At 35.5% G+C, this 19507-nt stretch carries 30 protein-coding genes, 1 other RNA gene and 2 pseudogenes; 27 read left to right on the top strand and 6 right to left on the bottom strand.

The window, feature by feature from the left end; translation table 11 throughout:
* Positions 1-8 precede the first annotated feature (8 nt).
* From BHF70_RS00540 to BHF70_RS00560, 5 genes are all read left to right on the top strand, one after another.
* On the top strand, positions 9-1493 hold the full coding sequence (locus tag BHF70_RS00540) for a glutamate synthase subunit beta (RefSeq protein WP_075758433.1): 1485 nt from the start codon (positions 9-11) through the stop codon (positions 1491-1493).
* Between the two features lie 156 nt (positions 1494-1649).
* The gene (locus BHF70_RS00545) at positions 1650-2240 is read left to right on the top strand and encodes a DUF5662 family protein (protein ID WP_075758434.1); all 591 of its coding nucleotides are present in this window, start codon (positions 1650-1652) and stop codon (positions 2238-2240) included.
* 60 nt (positions 2241-2300) lie between these two features.
* Positions 2301-2480: non-coding RNA, 6S RNA (gene ssrS / locus BHF70_RS00550), on the top strand.
* A gap of 95 nt (positions 2481-2575) precedes the next feature.
* The gene (locus tag BHF70_RS00555; protein WP_075758435.1) at positions 2576-3715 is read left to right on the top strand and encodes an AI-2E family transporter; all 1140 of its coding nucleotides are present in this window, start codon (positions 2576-2578) and stop codon (positions 3713-3715) included.
* A 78-nt stretch (positions 3716-3793) separates the two neighbouring features.
* Positions 3794-3970: a (2Fe-2S)-binding protein gene (locus BHF70_RS00560; protein WP_075758436.1), complete on the top strand. Its 177-nt coding sequence runs from the start codon at positions 3794-3796 to the stop codon at positions 3968-3970.
* A gap of 231 nt (positions 3971-4201) precedes the next feature.
* On the opposite strand, the gene BHF70_RS00565 is transcribed toward BHF70_RS00560, so the two are convergent.
* From BHF70_RS00565 to BHF70_RS00590, 6 genes are all read right to left on the bottom strand, one after another.
* Complete coding sequence (locus BHF70_RS00565; RefSeq protein WP_075758437.1) at positions 4202-5293, bottom strand: site-specific integrase; 1092 nt, start codon at positions 5291-5293, stop codon at positions 4202-4204.
* Between the two features lie 185 nt (positions 5294-5478).
* A complete protein-coding gene (locus BHF70_RS00570; protein ID WP_075758438.1) occupies positions 5479-6423 on the bottom strand; it encodes an Abi family protein in 945 nt (314 codons plus the stop codon).
* Positions 6424-6639: 216 nt separating this feature from the next.
* A complete protein-coding gene (locus BHF70_RS12720; protein WP_083638198.1) occupies positions 6640-7302 on the bottom strand; it encodes a hypothetical protein in 663 nt (220 codons plus the stop codon).
* 115 nt (positions 7303-7417) lie between these two features.
* Positions 7418-9031, bottom strand: a complete 1614-nt coding sequence (locus BHF70_RS00580; RefSeq protein WP_075758439.1) for a TerB N-terminal domain-containing protein — start codon at positions 9029-9031, stop codon at positions 7418-7420.
* A gap of 16 nt (positions 9032-9047) precedes the next feature.
* Positions 9048-9512 carry a hypothetical protein gene (locus tag BHF70_RS00585; RefSeq protein WP_075758440.1) on the bottom strand — a complete coding sequence of 155 codons (465 nt, stop codon included), beginning with the start codon at positions 9510-9512 and terminating at the stop codon, positions 9048-9050.
* Between the two features lie 18 nt (positions 9513-9530).
* Positions 9531-9854, bottom strand: coding sequence for a helix-turn-helix domain-containing protein (locus BHF70_RS00590; RefSeq protein WP_075758441.1), 324 nt, complete (start codon positions 9852-9854; stop codon positions 9531-9533).
* 157 nt (positions 9855-10011) lie between these two features.
* Between BHF70_RS00590 and BHF70_RS00595 the strand changes: the two genes are divergently transcribed.
* The 22 genes and pseudogenes from BHF70_RS00595 (at position 10012) to BHF70_RS00700 (ending at position 19422) form a co-directional block, all read left to right on the top strand.
* Positions 10012-10209 carry a hypothetical protein gene (locus tag BHF70_RS00595; RefSeq protein ID WP_075758442.1) on the top strand — a complete coding sequence of 66 codons (198 nt, stop codon included), beginning with the start codon at positions 10012-10014 and terminating at the stop codon, positions 10207-10209.
* A 47-nt stretch (positions 10210-10256) separates the two neighbouring features.
* Positions 10257-10508 carry a helix-turn-helix transcriptional regulator gene (locus BHF70_RS00600; protein WP_242946276.1) on the top strand — a complete coding sequence of 84 codons (252 nt, stop codon included), beginning with the start codon at positions 10257-10259 and terminating at the stop codon, positions 10506-10508.
* Positions 10486-10794, top strand: a complete 309-nt coding sequence (locus BHF70_RS00605) for a hypothetical protein (RefSeq protein ID WP_075758443.1) — start codon at positions 10486-10488, stop codon at positions 10792-10794. The genes BHF70_RS00600 and BHF70_RS00605 overlap by 23 nt, the downstream gene beginning before the upstream one ends.
* Positions 10791-10937: a hypothetical protein gene (locus tag BHF70_RS12405; protein WP_158024861.1), complete on the top strand. Its 147-nt coding sequence runs from the start codon at positions 10791-10793 to the stop codon at positions 10935-10937. The genes BHF70_RS00605 and BHF70_RS12405 overlap by 4 nt, the downstream gene beginning before the upstream one ends.
* Before the next feature lie 97 nt (positions 10938-11034).
* Positions 11035-11301 (top strand): hypothetical protein, encoded by a 267-nt coding sequence (locus BHF70_RS00610; RefSeq protein ID WP_075758444.1) that lies wholly within the window; start codon positions 11035-11037, stop codon positions 11299-11301.
* Positions 11291-11992 carry a hypothetical protein gene (locus BHF70_RS00615; RefSeq protein WP_075758445.1) on the top strand — a complete coding sequence of 234 codons (702 nt, stop codon included), beginning with the start codon at positions 11291-11293 and terminating at the stop codon, positions 11990-11992. Before BHF70_RS00610 ends, BHF70_RS00615 begins: the two co-directional genes overlap by 11 nt.
* 138 nt (positions 11993-12130) lie before the next feature.
* Positions 12131-13413, top strand: a pseudogene (gene istA, locus BHF70_RS00620) (IS21 family transposase).
* 2 nt (positions 13414-13415) lie between these two features.
* On the top strand, positions 13416-14168 hold the full coding sequence (gene istB / locus BHF70_RS00625) for an IS21-like element helper ATPase IstB (protein ID WP_075760473.1): 753 nt from the start codon (positions 13416-13418) through the stop codon (positions 14166-14168).
* Positions 14169-14234: 66 nt separating this feature from the next.
* The gene (locus BHF70_RS12285; RefSeq protein WP_143249352.1) at positions 14235-14747 is read left to right on the top strand and encodes a hypothetical protein; all 513 of its coding nucleotides are present in this window, start codon (positions 14235-14237) and stop codon (positions 14745-14747) included.
* 274 nt (positions 14748-15021) lie between these two features.
* The gene (locus BHF70_RS00640) at positions 15022-15363 is read left to right on the top strand and encodes a hypothetical protein (RefSeq protein ID WP_192846085.1); all 342 of its coding nucleotides are present in this window, start codon (positions 15022-15024) and stop codon (positions 15361-15363) included.
* 136 nt (positions 15364-15499) lie between these two features.
* Positions 15500-16072 carry a hypothetical protein gene (locus tag BHF70_RS00645; protein WP_075758448.1) on the top strand — a complete coding sequence of 191 codons (573 nt, stop codon included), beginning with the start codon at positions 15500-15502 and terminating at the stop codon, positions 16070-16072.
* Positions 16073-16077: 5 nt separating this feature from the next.
* The gene (locus tag BHF70_RS00650) at positions 16078-16410 is read left to right on the top strand and encodes a hypothetical protein (RefSeq protein WP_083638202.1); all 333 of its coding nucleotides are present in this window, start codon (positions 16078-16080) and stop codon (positions 16408-16410) included.
* Entirely contained in the window at positions 16403-16513 is a 111-nt protein-coding gene (locus tag BHF70_RS12290) for a helix-turn-helix domain-containing protein (RefSeq protein ID WP_075758449.1), read from the top strand. Before BHF70_RS00650 ends, BHF70_RS12290 begins: the two co-directional genes overlap by 8 nt.
* 48 nt (positions 16514-16561) lie before the next feature.
* A pseudogene (locus BHF70_RS13070) lies at positions 16562-16804 on the top strand (helix-turn-helix domain-containing protein); the annotation flags it as partial.
* 112 nt (positions 16805-16916) lie between these two features.
* Complete coding sequence (locus BHF70_RS00665) at positions 16917-17300, top strand: hypothetical protein (protein ID WP_075758451.1); 384 nt, start codon at positions 16917-16919, stop codon at positions 17298-17300.
* Positions 17301-17326: 26 nt separating this feature from the next.
* Positions 17327-17725, top strand: coding sequence for a hypothetical protein (locus tag BHF70_RS00670; protein ID WP_075758452.1), 399 nt, complete (start codon positions 17327-17329; stop codon positions 17723-17725).
* Positions 17713-17904 (top strand): hypothetical protein, encoded by a 192-nt coding sequence (locus BHF70_RS00675; RefSeq protein WP_075758453.1) that lies wholly within the window; start codon positions 17713-17715, stop codon positions 17902-17904. The genes BHF70_RS00670 and BHF70_RS00675 overlap by 13 nt, the downstream gene beginning before the upstream one ends.
* The gene (locus BHF70_RS00680) at positions 17897-17989 is read left to right on the top strand and encodes a DUF3789 domain-containing protein (RefSeq protein ID WP_075758454.1); all 93 of its coding nucleotides are present in this window, start codon (positions 17897-17899) and stop codon (positions 17987-17989) included. Before BHF70_RS00675 ends, BHF70_RS00680 begins: the two co-directional genes overlap by 8 nt.
* 178 nt (positions 17990-18167) lie before the next feature.
* Entirely contained in the window at positions 18168-18656 is a 489-nt protein-coding gene (locus tag BHF70_RS12475; protein WP_083638206.1) for a hypothetical protein, read from the top strand.
* 1 nt (position 18657) lies between these two features.
* Positions 18658-18843, top strand: a complete 186-nt coding sequence (locus BHF70_RS00690) for a hypothetical protein (protein WP_075758455.1) — start codon at positions 18658-18660, stop codon at positions 18841-18843.
* Positions 18840-19025 carry a hypothetical protein gene (locus tag BHF70_RS12550; protein ID WP_075758456.1) on the top strand — a complete coding sequence of 62 codons (186 nt, stop codon included), beginning with the start codon at positions 18840-18842 and terminating at the stop codon, positions 19023-19025. Before BHF70_RS00690 ends, BHF70_RS12550 begins: the two co-directional genes overlap by 4 nt.
* A complete protein-coding gene (locus BHF70_RS00700; RefSeq protein ID WP_242946278.1) occupies positions 18967-19422 on the top strand; it encodes a hypothetical protein in 456 nt (151 codons plus the stop codon). Before BHF70_RS12550 ends, BHF70_RS00700 begins: the two co-directional genes overlap by 59 nt.
* The last annotated feature ends 85 nt before the right edge of the window (positions 19423-19507 follow it).

The raw sequence follows: 19507 nt of genomic DNA on the forward strand, positions 1-19507 counted from the left end.
AGGAAATTATGGGAAAACCAACTGGATTTTTAGATTATGTGAGAGAAGATGCCCAGGCTGAATCTCCAAAAGAAAGAATCAAACATTATAATGAATTTCATGTTCCTCTTCCAAAAGAGGAACAGCAGAAACAGGGAGCTAGATGTATGGACTGTGGAGTGCCGTTCTGCCAGTCCGGACAGGTGTTAAACGGAATGGCTTCAGGATGTCCGTTAAACAATCTTGTTCCGGAATGGAACGACCTGATTTGTACAGGAAACTGGAAGCAGGCCTATCGCAGATTGAAAAAGACTAATCCATTTCCTGAATTTACAGGACGTGTTTGTCCGGCTCTTTGTGAAAATGCATGTACCTGTGGACTGGATGGAGATCCGGTCTGCTCAAAACAAAATGAGTTAAGTATTGTTGAATATGGATATGCCAATGGTCTTGCAAAAGCAATGCCTCCAAAATTCCGTACAGGAAAGAAAGTTGCAGTGATAGGTTCTGGACCGGCAGGTTTATCAGCAGCAAATTCTTTAAATAAACGCGGGCATGAAGTGACTGTATATGAACGTTCTGATCGCTTTGGCGGATTGTTAATGTATGGTATTCCAAATATGAAACTGGAAAAACATATTGTAGAACGTAAATTGAAAATCATGGAAGAAGAAGGGATTCATTTCGTTGCCAATACAAATGTTGGAAAAGACATCAAACCAGAACAGTTAAAGAAAGAGTATGATGCGATTGTACTTGCCTGTGGTTCTTCTAATCCAAGAAATATTGAAGTACCTGGACGTGAAGCAAAGGGAATTTATTTTGCAGTAGATTTCTTAAAGGCAACTACAAAAAGTCTTCTTGATTCTGAACTGAAAGATAATAAATATATTTCTGCAAAAGGAAAAAATGTTATTGTTATCGGTGGTGGAGATACTGGAAATGACTGTGTGGGAACATCCATCCGTCATGGTGCTAAAAGTGTTACACAGCTGGAAATGATGCCAAAACTTCCGGATCAGCGTACAGAAGACAATCCATGGCCAGAATGGCCTAGAATCTGTAAGACAGATTATGGTCAGGAAGAAGCTATAGCAGTTTTTGGACATGACCCAAGAATTTATCAGACAACAGTAAAAGAATTTAAGATGAATAAAAAAGGCGAAGTATGTAAAGCTGTACTTGTTTCATTAGAAAGTAAAAAGGACGAAAAAACAGGAAGAATGGCAATGGTTCCTGTAGAAGGTTCAGAAAAAGAGATACCTGCAGATTTAGTATTAATTGCAGCAGGATTCTTAGGAAGTGAAAAGTATGTTACAGATGCCTTTGGAGTAAAGGTAAATGCAAGAACCAATGTGGAAACAGAGCAGAATAGTTTTGCCACAAGTGTAAAAAATGTATTTGTAGCAGGTGATATGCATCGTGGACAGTCTCTGGTTGTATGGGCAATTCGTGAAGGACGAGATGTTGCCAGAGAAGTAGATTATCAGCTGATGGGTTATACAAATTTATAATCTTTGCCGGGCTTGAATTACCAATCATAATAGTGAACAGCATCTTCAAATGGGAATGTTTGGAGATGCTGTTTTAAAAAATGTACTTTTCTTTAATCGGGGTTTTTGCTATAGTAATATGGAAGAAATTTGTATTTGCAGTAGGAGTTGGATGATATGAATATTCTTGGACATTTTAAAACGATTACACGGCATAAAATACTTGTGGCAAAGGGATGCTTCCGGCTGGGATTATATCGGCAGGGATTGATGCATGATATGTCAAAGTATTCTCCGGCTGAATTTATTCCTGGAATTCTTTATTATAAAGGAACGCAGAGCCCTAACAATGGTGAGCGTCTGAAAAATGGTGTATCTATGGCATGGCTTCATCACAAAGGAAGAAATAAACATCATTTTGAGTATTGGATTGATTATAGTCTTGATGTACATCATCAAGGACTTGTGGGAATGAAGATTCCAAAAAAATACATGGCAGAAATGTTTGTAGACAGAGTAAGTGCCGGGAAGATATACAATGGAAATAAATTTACAAAAGAAAGTCCGTTGGAATATTTTAATCATGGAATAGGAGCAACGATTATGAATGATGCATCCAGGGATTATCTGACTATGCTTCTGACTATGTATGCCAAGAAAGGTGAAGATGAAACCTTTCAATATTTAAAAAGAGATTTGAGAGATGATATTAGTGGTTATGACAGGATATCACCATTTCAGAAAACAAGTACAATTCATATTGGATAGAATTTCATGTATGGGTGTCTTGCAAAATAAACATACTTAAAGTATAATTAATGTAAAGTTAAAAGCCTGGGGTGTGCGATAACTTGCTATTTTGAACCTACATTTACTTGTCACGGGACATCGTATAATGAACTGGATGTCATGCCCTCTTTTTGTAAGGGACGGCAGAAGGTTTGTTGAGATGACCCACCTAGCTTAGCTAGGCGTCAAAATTGCGAGACCGGCATTCCCGGGTATTACAAAAGATAAAATAATAATATGCATAAGATAACAGAGGAGACAGGATACTGTCTCCTTTGATGTTTTCTATCTTTTACAAAAGGAGAATTTAAAAGATGAAATTTTTTAAAGAAAATGATAAAACCCCTTTTCTTGTGGTGGCATTTGGTATCGTTTTATATTTGGGGTTGAGTAATATACAGCTAATGATTAAGGGGATATCTTATGTATCTTCTGTTGCGTTTCCTTTTATTCTAGGAAGCTGTCTGGCATTTATTATAAATGTTCCTATGAGTTTTTTTGAAAGAAAAGTTTTTTCAAAAGTGAAGAAAGGGAAAAGAGCATTAAGTATCGTCAGCGCCATTGCATGTATTATAGGGGTAATTTTGCTCGTTCTTGGACTGATCATTCCGGAACTTGTGGATACTTTATATAAACTATCAAACAGTATTCCGGGATTTGCCAGACAGATACAGGATGTGCTTAATCAAATGACAAAGAATAATCCTGCCATACATAAATATATTGAACAGATGGAAATTGATTGGAATAAGGTTAGTGGAGAGCTGATGAATTATCTGCAGACCTGGGCAACCGGTCTTCTTAATTCTACAGTTAGCGTTATTTCCGGTGCAGTACAGGCGGTGATAAGTTTTGCCTTAGGTCTGGTATTTGCTTTGAATGCACTGCTTAAGAAAGAAATTCTGGCAAATCAGATAAAAAAACTGCTATTTGCGATTCTTCCAGTGAGAATTGTAGAAAACATGATTAAAGTTGGAAGATTATCAGTTCAGACGTTTTCCAATTTCCTGTCAGGACAATGTATGGAGGCTGTTATTTTAGGAATGCTGATATTTATCAGTATGCAGCTTTTTGGAATACCGTATGCAATTTTGATTGCAGTGTTTATTGGAGTTACATCTTTGATACCAATTGTTGGAGGTTTTATAGGCTGCTGGGTAGGTGTATTTCTGATTCTAATGGTAGACTGGAAACAGGCAATTATTTTTATTGTGGTATTTGTGGTTATACAGGAGATTGAAGGTAATCTGATCTATCCTCATGTGGTTGGCAATTCTGTGGGATTACCGGCAATCTGGGTACTGGTTGCAGTTACAGTTGGAGGAAATATTTCCGGAGTTGTTGGAATGATTTTCAGTATTCCAATCTGTTCAGTGCTTTATCAGCTGCTTGCTCAGTTTGTAAATAAACAGATTCGAAAGAGAGGATTGGAAAATATCATAAAAAATGTATAGAAAATCACAAAAAGCCTATAATAGCTTATGAAGTCCTGTAATAGGGCTCTAGATTATAGTTATTAGGAGGTATTGATTATGGACAGAGAACAGATGATTTGTCCTTGTCTGGATGTAACAGCAGGGCAGATTATGGATGCTTATGAAGAAGGTGCAACAACAGTTGATGCAATTAAAGATATAACAGGTGCAGGAAGTGTATGTGGCGCCTGTATAGATCAGATTGAAGATCTGTTAATTGAATTAAAAGGATAATAAGTTTGCAGGGCATATAAATGTATGACCCTGCTGTTTCTTTTTATACACTTTGTGTATCTTTTCGGAATGTTTTTGAGGAAATGGTAATCAAAGGTAATCACTCTTTTAAGAAAGAAAAAAGTGAAATATCCATATAGAATGGACATTTCACCATAACTGACAAATGCCGATGGTGGGACTCGAACCCCATATAATAATTCTAAACATATAGTGTTTAAGCCAAATATTCTATTTTCGTGTTGCATTCGTGTTGCATATTTTTTCAAAATGATTATTTATATCTTTGTTTACTTCTTTTTGCTTATCTTCTAATGCGTGTCTATATACATTTTTCAAAACAGCTTCTGACTTCCAACCTCCACGTTGCATTATGTAAGCATCAGGAACACCTAAAGCGTGTTGAATAGATGCACAGTAGTGACGCAAATCATGAAATCTAAATTTTTTTAATCCGTGTTTTTTTATTAATCGTTCAAATCTTAATGTGATTTGTGCAGGATTTATGCTTACTACTTTTTCTGGGTAATCGTCAAATTTTTCTGCGACAAAATGAGGAAATTGAATAAAACGATCTCCAGCAAAAGACTTCGTTCGTTTAAGAACCCATTCATTTTTATAATTCTGCACCATAGCATATTTAACGTGTACAATATCACCATTAATTTCTTTTTTATGCAATCCACAAATTTCTGACCTTCGCATAGGGCCGAAAGCAGCTAACAATATTGCAATTTCTAAATCTTTGTCTTTTCCTTCATTTGATATAATTTCAATTAGTTTTCTTACATCTGCATCTAATGGAATAGTGAGGTCAATTTGCTCTTTCTGTGGGAGAGTCGTCCTGATCAAGAAGTTTGGTCGATACATTGCAAACACAGAAGAAAGCAATCCGTGTTTGTTCCTAGTTGTCTTTGCAGAGTTTTTTGCTGATATACGATTGATTTCTGCTTGGATTTCGTTTGACGTGATCGAGTTGATATTTTTTTTCATAATTGATTTAAAATCATTTTTTGCTATGCTTTTGTATGCCTTGATTGTAGACGGAGATAGTATGTTTTCTTTTAATTTAATGTAACCATCGAATGCTTCTTTTAATGTGATTTCTATGGGTGCGTTGCCGTTGTCTTTATCTTTGTTTAGCAAAAACTCATTTGCAAGGTTTTCAACTTCTATTTTCCCTTTTCTGGTTTTGTCTTGGCTTGTGAATGATTTATATATTCGTTTTTCTTTTTCGTTTCCGTCTTTATCAGTAGTTTTTTCTGTGTGGCTATAAACCTGACAGCGCCAGGAGCCGCTTGGTAATCGTTTTGCTGTTGGCATATAACATCATCCTTTCTAAAAAAGGGTGCAAAAAATACACCCTATCCATTTGTAATTTGTGTAGGATGTATGATATAATTCTGTTGTTCATGCAGAACTGTATCAATCATCCTTGGTTGATAGGTTTCTAAAATTCCGTCCGGTTGGAAGCTGGGCGGTTTTTTATTTGATAAATTCTTACAAAGCTATAATCTTTCTATATATTTCCAATTCTTTGGAAAGCCCATCTCGTTTAGAATTTCATCTTTTTCTAAAATATCTAATTTTTGATAAAGTATACCAAAATTTCGATACAATTCTTTTGATATGCGTTTAATATCATTTTTTGACAATAATATTTTTAATGCAATGACAGCAGCAAACAAGTCGCGCTTTCCTAATAAAAATTCACCAGACTTATTTTGTTCTATTTGTAAATCACGATGATAAATTGTATCAATAATTGGTCTTTTTGTCCGATAACAATAAAGACGATTATCATGTGCACAGAAGTTTCTAATGCCTGATAAATAAAATAATAAATTTTCTAATTCATTATCTTGTATTCCAAATTGTCTTGATACAGCTTGGCGTTCTTGAGTGTTCATAAGGCTATAAAATTTACTAATCGTTCCAAATGTTAAAATATTGTTCAGGACCCAAAGAGGGATATAACCATATTCCTTAAGATAATGTTGTATGCTTGGGTCGGAACTTCGTGAGGCAATTTGGTTTTGTATATTAGCAATTAAATCTGGAATTTGTTTGTGGGCATTTTTAACATGTGTGTTGAAATTATTATAGATTAAATAGTTTTTGTGCCCATGTTCTTTCGAGAAAAAGTAAGCAATTAAATTTTTGATATGAGTTTCTACACTCAAAATATATTTCATGAATATGCTTCTTAATTTTTTATCAAATTGATATAATGCGTGAATTTCTTGCAAAGTTGTTCCAGAACGATATAAGTCTGTATCCGAGTTGTTTTGTTCTAAAAACATTTTGTTATAGCCGTTTATCAGATTATAGTATCCAATTTGAGACAAAACTTGCTTAGCAAAGGCTATATCTTCATCAGTTGTGATAACAAGACCTCTAGAATTAAGAATTTCAATTAAATCATCATGGGTTCTAAAAATTTTATCTGTCATAAGTACCTCAAAAATAAAAAAAGACCCAGGGCCCGAAGGTCACCTGAGTACGTTCCAAATTAATATATGCAAATAAAAGAAATAAAATTCAAATTACTTGTATATACTATATCATTTTAGGTGTACGGGTGTCAACGAGTTTTTATAAAAGTACAATATACTATACATAAATCTCTTAAATTCCGCCCAGTTGCAGCCGGGCGGTTTTCTTTTTGGTTATTGATTTAATATTTTAATTTTTTCCGCTGTAGCTGCTGGGATTGTTATATTCCCTCCCATAGTTGACTCATAGGTTATAAGTCCAACGGATATTCCGTAAAATCTAATGACATCATCTTCTAACACTCTTGTTTTTATTATACTTCGATTAAAGGCTACAAGAATAACATCATCATATCCATCTTTTGTTGCAAGACGAATTTGCGTTTGATTGTTCGCATCATCTTCCATTACCTGTATTACTTTCCCCTGAAAAGTGATTCGTTTATATTTATACTTATCCGGAGTTCTGGCTAAATCATTATAAGTAATTTGAGGGTTATAGTCCTTTTTTGTAAGCTTTTTCTTTGCTGTAGTTGCTTTTGTAGTTGCCGCTGTAGTTGCTTTTGTAGTTGCTTCTGTGGTCGCTTTTGTAGTTGCTTCTGTGGTCGCTTCTGTAGTTGCTTCTGTGGTCGCCTCTGTAGATGATGAATCTGTACTGTCAGAATCATCGCTTAAATATGATACAAGACAAAAAAATACAAGTAAAACTGTAATTATAATTCTTGCAATTTTGTTAAATTTCTTATACTTCCACATGGTAAAAAGACCAACTGGAAAGAATAAAATAAGAAATAAAACAGTGAACCATGTTTTTTGATAAAATTTTTCTTTTTCCATACCTAAATCCTCCGTTGTAAAAAATATAATTAATTGGTATAATATACTTTGTTTATAGGCAGAGGATTATCCGATGCTTTCATGCCGCCTGGTTGCCGCCGGGCGGCTTTTTATTTTATAGGTTTAACAGCTCTTTTTTCTTTGTTTCAAATTCTTTTTCTGTTATTGCTCCAATGTCTAAAAGTTGTTTGAATTTTAAAATTTCATCTGCAACAGAAATTGTTTTGGCAGGATTATTTTTAGGTAAGCATTTTTCGTTAATCTTATATACTATTTCTCTGTTAGAATCTTCAGTTATATATTCAATTTTATTTATACACAGTTTTTCATTTATAATTTTCAATGTTATATGGTACATTGTTCTTTTAATCCAAAAAATCATTTTTGCTTTCCCAATATCTCCATTTTGTAAATAGTAAATATCACCAAAATAGTTTTTAACTGGTTCAGAAGAAGAATAATCTTTGGTGCGATAATAAAATACTTTTTTGAATTTTGGTTGTTTTCCGGTTTTGGTTAGTGGTACCAATTCAAAATGTGATGGATTTTGACCTGAATATACAAAATCTTCTGGATCTATTTCTAATTTAGGAAGTCCAAGAGAGGAAGTATATAGACTTATAATTTCATTTAATTTTTTAAAATCAGAAATTATATCACTATAATTTAAAGGTAATAATTGAACGTCGTTTGTATTGTTTTCAATATTTTTGTGGGATTTTTTCTTTTTTCGAATTTCTGCCAATTCTTTTTTTGTATCTTTATGCGCTTTGTCCAATAAAGTAAATATAGTTCCCATAAAATTTGATGCCTTAGTTATATCAGGGATGGATACATCTTTTTCACGTATTGATACGTTAGCAAAGACAGGAATCGTTTTTGTATTTAAAAAATCTGATTCAGTAAAATAAATCTTAGCATTAAGTAAATCGTTTCCGTTATTTATTTCGATAATATTGTTGGTAAGGTTTTTGATAAACAAATCATAATTATTTTTTATGTATCGATTATTAGAGAATCCAAAAAATTTATGAAATTTTACAATATCATAAGCAGTGATTGGGATATTTAATCCCAATTTACATAAAAAATATAGTTCTCCTGGCATTTGAAATTCATATTCTTTATCTAATGAGTTCATGAATTTTTTCGCACAGTCTGCTCGCTTATGTATCATTGAAGATAAAATAAGTGCACTGGCAGAGTAATTTTGGAATGAACGATTATTATAAACATCTCTTAATTTTAAGATAATATCAAATGCTTGATCAAAATTTCCATATAAAAGATGACGTTCTAGTCCATAATAAAAAATAAATGCATAACCAATATCATTAGAAGGATTATATGGATCACTTAAAAATTTCCAGTACAGGTATTTTTGTTTTGGTGTTAGTTCACTATAAAAAGGATAATATGGCGGCCTTTCAACTAATTCTGATGGTTCAGGTTGTTCAATTGGAAATTTTAAATAAAGTAAGCTTGGTTCATTAGGACCAAAAGCGGATATTTTGATAGCAAATCCTTCATAAGGATAGGTCATATTTGATTGAGGTTGATTGCTATAGTTTTTGTATTTACCATCTCCGATCCAAACTAAATCGATCAAATCAGGATGTATAGAAAAATTAGATTTTACTATTTCAGTTTGCGACATTAGTTCTTGGCCGGCAGTATTAACTTTGGGTTCATCTGATAGAAAGCTTTTAAATTTATTAAATAACCCCATAATATGTCTCCTTTGTTTAAATAACTTTCATAACCGAAAGATTTGGATTGAATCTCACGACATATTCTTTAAATCGAATTTGTGTGCCATATTTTTGTTCATAGGCTTCCAGAGCATCCCAAACAAATCTTTCTGTTACATCCAGGTATTCTGCCATTTCGTGTATATTTGTGCATCCGTATTCATAACAATCTATGAGCCCCTGGATACCAATTAATTTGTTATAAGCATACATTCTTGCTTGAAATTCTTGTTTCCTGTTCTCGGCAACACGTTGATCTAAAATATCCCCAAAAGATGTTTCATGATGTCCAATTTCTTCAGCAATTAAACATGCTCTTTTTTTAGTAGAACGGACCTTTGGTGATATTGCGATATTATTGTCCATGTATAATGCGTCAAGCCCTTCACCTAGATAGTAATCATGGACAGTAATTTGGTTATCACTAGCTTCTTGTAATAGTTCTTCATAATTATTCAAATTATCGCCCCTTAATTTTTATTTATCTTCACTTTTTATAAATGCTGCAAACGCCTTTATTCTCTCAAGTTGTTCTTCTGTAAATTCAGCGCCGTCAAAATGAGCTGCGACAGTAGAAATTTCAGATTCCCTTTTTTCTATACGCCCATCAACCAATGCATCCGCACTTATATTAAGAGAATTGCAGATTTTTATTAAATTATCAACACTTGCCTTTCTGATACCTCTTTTAAAAATACTATCAAGTGTGGAATATGGCATATTTATTTCATTTGTATATTCCCTAATACTTTTATATTTTGATAAAATCAATTCTTTTAATTTATCCTCTGAAATTCCCATGTAGTACACCTCCTTTATATGGGAATATAATATCATCTAATTAACGAAAATTCAACAAAAAATTATGAAAATTCAAAAATAATTGTTGACATTTACGAAATATCGTGTATACTGAAAGAGTATTAACGAAAATTCGTAAAAGAAAGGAGGGAACGCATTGTATGCAACTTTAATCGGAGAAATGGCAAAGAAGAAGGTAAAAAAAGAAGATGTCGCAAAACTATTAGGAAGACATTGGAATAGCGTAGCAAATAAGCTAAATGGCATTAGCTCTTTCTCCGTAGAGGAATCAATTTTGATAAGAGACAGATATTTTCCTGAATGGAAAATAGAAGACTTATTTAAGAAAGAGTAATGTGATGCTCGAAATTAAAGCAATCAAAGGAAGGAGTGATGTAGATTTTGACCATAAAAGAGATGAATACTCCATTTAGTGATGGAGTAGCCAGAATCATAAAAGAAAAAGGATTAAAGCAAGTTTATGTTGCAAAAAGAGCTGGATTCACATCACAGGAATTATGCGATATGTTGAACGGGCGAAAATTGATTAAAGCTTGTGATATCCCTAAGCTTGCTAATGTACTTGGAGTAACTGTAAACGATATCTATGAAACAGGGAAAGGAGGGGCCTATGCCAAGATTAGCATCTACTGATGTAGAAAAGAAAACAGCTGCAGTAACTGGAACAATAGTGCAGTATATGACAGAAAGAAAAGTTGACTATGACTATATGGCAAAAAAACTAGGAATTACTAAAGAGACATTCTGTAAGAAAATGAAGAACTCTGGGAAATTCACCATAGAGCAGTTGATTATGATCTCTAATATTTTGCAGATACCAACAAGCGTGAATTTCTTTATTGGGGCAAAACCTCAGAATGAGGATCTGGCTTATAGAATAGCAGGATTCATAATGGGAGCAGAAAGGAGCATGAAATGAATAAAAACTTAGGACGAGCATTGATCATTACCGGTATTTTATTGCAGACGTTTGTTGAAACACCGTTTTGGCTGACGATGTGCCTTGTGATAGGTGGCTTTGCATGGATGTCAGAGAAAGATTTTGAGGAGGATGATGATTGAAAAAGAAAATAAAAAAATGCCACGGAAGTGGAAACTTCCAATGGCAAAGTAACATTATAACACACAGACATTATAACACAAGATGGAAGGTAAAACAATGATATGTTACGAATATGAAGGAGAATACATAAAAAAAGAAGATGCGTGGAAGGACATAAAAAACAGATGTTTCGCAAGTTTGAGCGAACGCCAGGCACTAGAGGAAATCATAGAAGATGAAATTTCATGTGACGATGATTTGAGAAAGAGGATTATAGAATCTTTTTACGGATGCCCTGCACACGACGTAGATTTTGAAGATGTTCATCTAGGCAATAGGATAGACAACGACTTTGACATGAGGAGGTGCGAAAATGAAATTTAGAGATCTAAGAGCCGATGAAGTAGAGTGCAGAGTGTCAACATGTAAATCAACCGGATGCAGCTTATTGCTGTACAAGGACGCTCGGTGTGATATGAACATATTAGATGAGACAGTCGGGATCATGGGATGGAAAAGACATCATGAATTAATAAACGGAAACCTGTTTTGCACTGTGGAATTGTATGATTCAGAGAAAGGAGAGTGGATCTCCAAACAGGACGTTGGAACAGAGTCTTATACAGAACGTGAGAAAGGACAAGCAAGCGACTCTTTTAAGCGTGCCTGTTTTAATCTAGGAATCGGAAGAGAACTTTACACTGCTCCATTTATATGGATTCCGAATGGTGCGGTAAAAATGATAAAGCAGGGAGACCGTTACACAACATATGATAAATTCAAGGTCTCAGAAATGGAAGTGATTGGTAAAAAGATTACATCTCTTACAATCAATGGAGAAAAGAGCAACGAAATTGTTTTTAAATGGAGTGAAAAACAGAATGATACATCATCACAGAAGATCACGGATGTAAAACAGAGAGCACTGCTAGATTTTTGTGACGAAAACGGTCTTGATATCAACAAGATTTTGGAATCATACCACTTAAAAGAAATTTGCGACATCACGGAACGACAACACCTTGCCATTATTAAATACGGAAATCAATACAAAGATAAATGGGGTGTTTCATAATGGAATGCATAGGCAGGCTCAAGGGTCTGGGCATCGACTTGATGTCCAGGATATAAAGTTATACTTAAGTATGTACAATAAATATTAAATAAGAATGTACAAATGTTATGATATATGAGTTACAAGGAGGAACTCATAATGATATTAAAGAATCAGATCATAACAAACATAAAAATAGAAAGTGTCAATGACCTGTACAAACTAAAACCATTTTTGGAGGATGGGACATTGAAAATCAATAAAAGTCAAATAGCAAGAGAATTGGAGGTAGACAGACGTACAGTAGATAAATATATAAACGGATATACGAAACCAGAAACAAGGAACTGTAATGATTGCATTACACCATTTTATGATATTATTGCTGAATTGTTATCAGACAGAAACCAACAGGTATTTTACTACAGAAAAGTTTTATGGCAGTATCTTGTAGATAACCATGGCTTTACAGGTGTTTACTGCAACTTCTGCCATTACCTTAGAAAATATCCTGAATTCGATTCATATTTCAGAAAAGGCAGACCTTCCAACACTAATCAGGTAACCGTTCGATATGAAACGCCTATGGGTAAGCAGGCTCAGCTAGATTGGAAAGAGTCGATTCCGTTTACTCTTTCTTCTGGAGAAACTATAGATGTAAATGTTTTTGTTTTATTGCTTTCATATTCAAGATTCAGGGTATACAGAGTATCACTTTCCAAGACGCAGGATATACTCTTCTCGTTTCTTGATGATGCATTTGAAACATTTGGTGGTGTACCGGCTGAAATAGTTACAGATAATATGAAAACTGTTATGGATGAAGCAAGAACAGAATATTCTGCCGGCAAAGTAAATAATAAGTTTCAGCAATTCGCTGATGATTATGGTTTTAAAGTTCAGCCGTGCATTGCAGGGCATCCCCATACGAAGGCCAAGGTTGAGGCTCCTATGAAGATACTTGATGAAATAAGGGCTTATAATGGAAAGTTAAATTACCAAGAACTGGTTGAACTAGTAACAAGAATTAACAATCGTGTGAATGCACAGGTGAACCAGGGAACCGGAAGAATTCCGCTGATGTATTTTAACAGAGAAAAGGCTTTCCTAAACAGCCTACCCGCTGATACCATAAGAAAGCCTTATCAAATCACCACAAATACCGTAAAAGTCAATCATTCAAGCATGTTTTATTACAAAGGATGCCAGTACTCTGTCCCACCAGAGTACGTAGGAAAGATTGTTTCTTTACAGGTATATGATGGTTATATACATGTGTATTGTAACACAGAATTAATAACCATTCATCAATTAAGTTCAAAAAAATTGAATTATATTTCTGAACATTATGCTGCAATTGCTAGAAAATCCCATATTTTCAAAGATGAACACATAATGGACAGAGCAAAAGAAAATCTTGAGATAATAGGAAAGGTTTATGATTATGAGTAATAGTACATACAATCAGTTAACAGCAAATCTGGAATTGTTAAAGTTAACCCAGATGAAACTTCATCTTGATGAAATAAGAGATTTTGTAACAACAAACGGATTATCATTTACGGAGGGTCTGTTAAAGCTCAGTAATTATGAAGTGGATTTTAAAGAACAGAATGCTTCACGGTCTATGATAAAGGCCGCAGCATTTCCATTTGTAAAAGAGCTTAAAGATTACGACTTTGGATTTCAGCCAAGTGTGAATGAACAGGAAATGAGGGAGCTTGCAAGTCTTGGCTTCCTCGAAAAGAATGAAAATATAGTATTTCTTGGACCGAGTGGAGTCGGAAAGACACATCTTGCAACTTCTATCGGTATTGCAGCCGCAAAAAAGCGAGTAAGCACATATTTTATAAAGTGCAATGATCTGCTCCAACAGCTAAAGCGGGCAAAACTGGAAAACAGGCTTGATGCAAGATTAAAGCATTTTTGTCATTACCGCCTGCTTATCATTGACGAGCTTGGATATCTGCCTATTGATAAAGAGGATTCAAATCTATTCTTTCAGCTTATAGATATGCGATATGAAAAGAAAAGCACTATATTAACAACAAATATGAACTTTAATGAGTGGGATGGAATATTTTATGATGCGGTTGTTGCAAATGCCATTATGGACAGAGTTTTGCATCATGCACATGTAATACCAATATCAGGAAAGTCATACAGGTTAAAAGACCACTTAAAACAAACAGACTAATTGTACATTTTTATATAATATTTTTTGTACATTAGGTCTTGACATTTTATATCCAGACACCAGAAGTTGGAGATCGAGGTAGACAGCGATATCCGGAAAGAATACGACAAGCTAAAGGGTAAAGATAAGCTGCGGATCCGTATTGTGCAGTACAGAAAGAAGCGTTCCCTGGATGCCAATGCCTATTATTGGACACTTATTACTAAGTTTGCGGATGTGATAGGATTGAGCAACCCGGAAGCCCACAACATGATGCTTCGTGGATACGGACAATCGGAAATTTTTGACGGAAAAGCGGTCTATGTGACGATACCGGACACCGAAGAGGCGGAGAAGAAGGTAAATAATGCGACAGATTATCATCTTGCACCTACATCTCAGGTAAGAACCGGTAATGATGGAGTGATGTACCGTACATACCGCCTGTTAAGGGGCTCCAGGACCTATGACACAAAGGAGATGTCAAGATTGATTGACGGACTGATTACTTGTTGCAAAGAAGCAGGGATCCCGGAAACAGAGATCGTGACACAAAATGAAAGAGAACTATTAAAAGAAAGGTATGGGATAAATGTCTAAAAGATTATGGAGTGCATTTACAGATAACATGGACTGCTGCATATTCACGGGTTCTTACAATGTCGAACGGCATCATATCTTCGGAGGCGCAAACAGGAAGATATCCGAGAAATACGGCTTCGTTGTCCCCTTTAAGGCCTGACTATCATCCGAATGGAGTTCATTTCGACAGAAGAAACGGGAATGTCGATATCAAACTAAAAGAAATGGCACAGAAATATTATGAGAACCATATCGGCACAAGAGAGCAGTTTAGGAAGGAGTTTGGAAGATCATGGCTATAAACAGTAGGTATAAGGGTAAAAAAGGAGAATTAGAGCTTTCAGGGATACTCAAAGAGCATGGTTATAGTACGCGCAGAGGACAGCAGTATTGTGGAGCTAACGGCGATGCTGATGTTGTAGGACTTCCTTATATACATATTGAATGTAAGAGGGTTGAGAAATTAAATCTCGACAAGGCAATGAAGCAAAGCATAACTGAAGCAAAAGAAGACGAATTTCCATGCGTTATGCATAGGAAGAACCGTGAAGATTGGAAGGTAACAATGCTTTTAGATGACTGGATAGAGCTATACCGGGAATGGGGAGCAGGAAAAGAGTTAGAGGGCAGGTGATAATATCGAGACGTTTATTAAACTGTTCCGGAAATTTACAGAGTGGGAATGGTATGACGATATAAATGTCAGCCGCGTATTTCTACACCTTTTAATCACTGTCAATTGGACGGATAAAAAATGGAAGGGTCAGGTAGTGAAACGTGGCTCGATAGTATCGTCTTACGAAAAACTGGCAGCAGAAACAGGATTATCTGTGATGCAGGTTAGAACCTCTGTAAAAAAATTAAAATCAACAGGCGAGATAACATGCAAAAGTAGTAACAAAAACACCGTATTTACGGTAGTTAAGTATGATTTATACCAGTCTGATAACAAACAGAATAACAGACAGTTAACAGACAAACAACAAACAGATAACAATCAAATAACAACAACTAAAGAAAGAAAAGAAGGTAAGAAAGAAAAGAATAATAATATAAAGCGTTTCACGCCACCTACATACGAGCAAGTCTCCAGTTATTGTTTGGAACGAAACAACAGCGTTGATGCAAATGTATTTATTGATTTTTACGAGTCAAAAGGCTGGATGGTTGGTAAAAACAAGATGAAAGACTGGAAGGCAGCAGTACGGAACTGGGAACGGAATAGGTGCAACGGAGCGAAAGCAGCAGTGACTAACAATAACCCTGGTCACTTAGACTGCGAAAGAAATTATGATTTTGATTCTTTGGAGCAACAGCTTTTGCAGAAGCAGTTTGGAGGATAAGAAAGATGGAGCAGATGAACTTTTTCGGATGCGAGACTGCATATCGGAGCAGTAGGATAACAAAGCAAACAAGAAGAGAATCCAATAGCACAGTAAGCAAAAACAAGTTATACAGCATGATTCTTGAACAGTTAAAGTATCAGGATATGACCGCGAGAGAAATTGCAGTTGTGCTGCACAGGCATAGGTTAGTGCTATCTCCGTCAAGACAGCAGGTACAGCCTCGTCTTACCGAGCTGATGCAGAATGGAAGAGTCGAGGTTGTTGGGAAACGGTTAGACACACTTACTGGCAAGAGAGTTGCAATTTACAGATTGGTGGAGGGAAAAGATGGATAAAGAAGATGCAGTAAAAAGATACATAGCAGGAGAGAAATTAAAAGATATAGCAAAAGATTACGGAGTTGCAGAGTCGACTATTAAAGTGTGGGCGAATAAGTGAGGGTATTACAGAAGAAAGACCGCAAGGAGTTTTAGCAAAGAGGAAAGGCGGTTGGTATGCAAGGACTATGCAGACGGAATGTCTGCTGCTGGAATTGCAGAAAAATATTGTATCTCGAAATCGACCGTAAGAGACTGGGCGAAGCAAAGAGGATTGTACGTAGGCAGGAGAATCAAACATCCGATATCTGTTTTTAGACATGAAGAAACTAAACAAAAAACGAAAAATCTTGAATTTATAAGGACAGAATCCGGAGCAGGATATTGGGGATATCATTATGGCACTAACTGATTGCTGTAGGTCAGTTTTTATATACCACATGTAACTATAGCATAAGAAACAAGCCAATGCATAAGCCATGAGCCTGCTGCCTTTTTGGCAGCGGGCAGAAAGGAGAAAATAAGTGGGGAAAATAGATGCGCAGATGCAGGACAGGATGAATGGCATGGCATACGCTTTAAGGGTAGCACAAAAAGAAGGCGTAGAAGGCTTAGAAAAAGAGCTTAAGCGAAGAGGAATTACTGGAATCAATCTTCCAGTATCGCATAAAGAAATAGACAAGGAACTGGACAAGATTAAGATGCAGGTATTAGACACAGTGCTTGCAATGTCGTTCCTGGTACTCCGGAATGAGTTTTGTTTTGGAGAAAAGAGACTTAATAGATTTAAGGAGCGGTTCAATTTTGAGACATCGTGCTTGGAAGATGGGCATACAACATGGGCAGATGTCTTGGAGATGATCCGGAATGAAACAGGGATAGAACTACAGATTAGGGAAAACAAGTAAATTAAGAAAAGTTAAGGAGAACAATCATGAAGAACAGAGAAAAATTCAGAGAAGAAATTTTAAAACCATACTTAAATTTTTGTGATGATTTTATTAAGAAAGAAATCTTAAACCCACTAGGGGTTATGTGCAGCGACATTATTTGCGAACAATGCCGTTTAATCCGTGAGATGTGGCTGGAAGAAGAATACAAGGAACCGGAGTATGAAGTTGACTGGAGCAAGGTTGCTGTGGATACACCGATATTGGTTAGAGATTCAGAAAACCGTGGATGGCACAAAAGACATTTTGCAAAATATAAGAATGGAAAAGTTTTTACATGGGGCAGTGGTCAAACATCATGGTCAAATTACGATAGATGTATGTATGAGTGGGATTATGCAAAACTAGCAGATATTAAGGAGAAAGAAGAATGGGTAAAGTAAGACAAAGATTAGGTAAAGCCTACATCCATACAAAAGAAATAGGTATCCAGAGTATCATCATTGATGCTCTGGCGAATCACGGTTACGATGTGGACGTTGAAGTAACAGATAATGGAACAGGAAACGAAGTAGTATCATGCGAGATTTACGATGTTGGGGGCAGTAAGAACAATGGTTAATTTTTTAGCAGGAACATTTTTAGGAACTGTATGCGGAGTCGTAGTAATGGCACTGTGTCAGGCAGCGAAAGAGAGGGATGATTAAATGATTTATGAAAAGAGTTATGGAAAATGTCACGAATGTAAGAAATTCGGTACGGTTGACTGTCCTACAAGTTCTAAGTGCTTGGCTTTTGATGAACGTCCTTTCTTTGAACCTAAGAAAGGAACAAAAAAGTGGTGGATGAAATTACTATCGTTATTTAAATAAAGGAGACTATAAAATGGAAAGATTAACAGAGTATCATGCAGGAGTTGCGGTAATCAAAAATAAAGACCTGCTGCCGCAGGCAATGAAAAAACTTGCAGAAATCGAAGATGAAGAAGAAAAAGAAAAGGAGCAAGAAGAGGTGTTGAAAGACTTTGAAGAAGATATTGCGTTTATTGCACACCATTACGGATACGAGTCGCAGAGCCGACAGTTAATTGAAGAAATGGCAGAACTTACACAGGCAATCAATAAAAAGTGGAGAGCAGAGAACAACGGTTTATATCGTGGCTACTATGATGATTTTAAAGCAATTATAGAAGAACTTGCAGACGTACAGATATGCATTGAGCAGGTAAGGTTATTACTTGGCATTAAGGATAAACAGATTGAGAACGCAATGGAATCTAAAATTATAAGAGAAAAAGCAAGGATTCTGAAGAACAACAAAAATAAACCACAATGGAAAGAAAATTTCATGAACCGTTTTGAAAGGAGACAGTAGTATGGCAGGAACAGGACCGTGTTTTAATTGCAAAGACAGACATGTGGCATGCAGCGATACATGCGATACATATAAAAGCTGGATAGCGGACTTAAAAACCGAACATAACAAGAAAAAGCAAAATGCAATGATGTATTCCTACACAAAAGAGAAGAACATTGCCAAGAAAGCAATGAGGAAACGATGAGAAATCCATGTAAAACCTGTGCAGAACCAATCTGCATGGGCATCTGTAAAGATAAAGTCAGATATCGGGAGTACTTAAACAGGATAAGATGGCAGATCATAGAACTTAACAGGAGGGGAGAACGTGGACAAGAGCGTATTGATCCAATATTGCGATATGAAGCAGAGAATCAAAATAATTAGAGAGAGGATAAGAAAGCTTGAAAAAGAAATAGCAGATTTGAGAAAAATGCAGGTTGTAGATACTGTGACTGGTGGATATGGTGGAACGCAGCACTTTGTCATCGAGGGCAGACCTGACGGAATTATTGGTAAAAAAGAACAATTGCTTACGAAACGTTACAATCTGCTAAAAGAGGAAGAATTAGAGCTGCTCACTCTGACAAATGAAGCAGAAGAATATATACATAGCATTGAATCCATAGAGTTGAGGAATATGTTTGATTTTTACTATTTGCAGGATTTAAATTGGGCAAAGGTAGCATATCAGATGAATCTGCTGTATCCGAATCGGAATACACCTTATACAGATGAGAACTGCAGACAGAGAAATAAAAGATATTTTGATAAAAATGAATGAATGTCACGCACTGTCACGAGAAAATGACTTATTATTATACTCGGACAAAGTGTAAAGCAACAGAACACCAGTCCTAGACAAGTTT

The sequence above is a fragment of the Anaerostipes sp. 494a genome (assembly GCF_001940315.1).
Taxonomy (GTDB): domain Bacteria; phylum Bacillota; class Clostridia; order Lachnospirales; family Lachnospiraceae; genus Anaerostipes; species Anaerostipes faecalis.

Coding starts and splice junctions, on each gene's coding strand:
- BHF70_RS12720 (WP_083638198.1), bottom strand. CDS start 7,302: ATGGAAAAAGAAAAATTTTATCAAAAAACATGGTTCACTGTTTTATTT.
- BHF70_RS00540 (WP_075758433.1), top strand. CDS start 9: ATGGGAAAACCAACTGGATTTTTAGATTATGTGAGAGAAGATGCCCAG.
- BHF70_RS00675 (WP_075758453.1), top strand. CDS start 17,713: ATGGGTAAAGTAAGACAAAGATTAGGTAAAGCCTACATCCATACAAAA.
- BHF70_RS12475 (WP_083638206.1), top strand. CDS start 18,168: ATGGAAAGATTAACAGAGTATCATGCAGGAGTTGCGGTAATCAAAAAT.
- BHF70_RS00555 (WP_075758435.1), top strand. CDS start 2,576: ATGAAATTTTTTAAAGAAAATGATAAAACCCCTTTTCTTGTGGTGGCA.
- BHF70_RS00680 (WP_075758454.1), top strand. CDS start 17,897: ATGGTTAATTTTTTAGCAGGAACATTTTTAGGAACTGTATGCGGAGTC.
- BHF70_RS00580 (WP_075758439.1), bottom strand. CDS start 9,031: ATGGGGTTATTTAATAAATTTAAAAGCTTTCTATCAGATGAACCCAAA.
- BHF70_RS00650 (WP_083638202.1), top strand. CDS start 16,078: ATGGAGCAGATGAACTTTTTCGGATGCGAGACTGCATATCGGAGCAGT.
- BHF70_RS00605 (WP_075758443.1), top strand. CDS start 10,486: ATGCCAAGATTAGCATCTACTGATGTAGAAAAGAAAACAGCTGCAGTA.
- BHF70_RS12550 (WP_075758456.1), top strand. CDS start 18,840: ATGAGAAATCCATGTAAAACCTGTGCAGAACCAATCTGCATGGGCATC.
- BHF70_RS12290 (WP_075758449.1), top strand. CDS start 16,403: ATGGATAAAGAAGATGCAGTAAAAAGATACATAGCAGGAGAGAAATTA.
- BHF70_RS00615 (WP_075758445.1), top strand. CDS start 11,291: ATGAAATTTAGAGATCTAAGAGCCGATGAAGTAGAGTGCAGAGTGTCA.
- BHF70_RS00590 (WP_075758441.1), bottom strand. CDS start 9,854: ATGGGAATTTCAGAGGATAAATTAAAAGAATTGATTTTATCAAAATAT.
- BHF70_RS00565 (WP_075758437.1), bottom strand. CDS start 5,293: ATGCCAACAGCAAAACGATTACCAAGCGGCTCCTGGCGCTGTCAGGTT.
- BHF70_RS00640 (WP_192846085.1), top strand. CDS start 15,022: ATGGCTATAAACAGTAGGTATAAGGGTAAAAAAGGAGAATTAGAGCTT.
- BHF70_RS00670 (WP_075758452.1), top strand. CDS start 17,327: ATGAAGAACAGAGAAAAATTCAGAGAAGAAATTTTAAAACCATACTTA.
- BHF70_RS00570 (WP_075758438.1), bottom strand. CDS start 6,423: ATGACAGATAAAATTTTTAGAACCCATGATGATTTAATTGAAATTCTT.
- BHF70_RS00560 (WP_075758436.1), top strand. CDS start 3,794: ATGGACAGAGAACAGATGATTTGTCCTTGTCTGGATGTAACAGCAGGG.
- BHF70_RS00690 (WP_075758455.1), top strand. CDS start 18,658: ATGGCAGGAACAGGACCGTGTTTTAATTGCAAAGACAGACATGTGGCA.
- BHF70_RS00610 (WP_075758444.1), top strand. CDS start 11,035: ATGATATGTTACGAATATGAAGGAGAATACATAAAAAAAGAAGATGCG.
- BHF70_RS00545 (WP_075758434.1), top strand. CDS start 1,650: ATGAATATTCTTGGACATTTTAAAACGATTACACGGCATAAAATACTT.
- istB (WP_075760473.1), top strand. CDS start 13,416: ATGAGTAATAGTACATACAATCAGTTAACAGCAAATCTGGAATTGTTA.
- BHF70_RS12405 (WP_158024861.1), top strand. CDS start 10,791: ATGAATAAAAACTTAGGACGAGCATTGATCATTACCGGTATTTTATTG.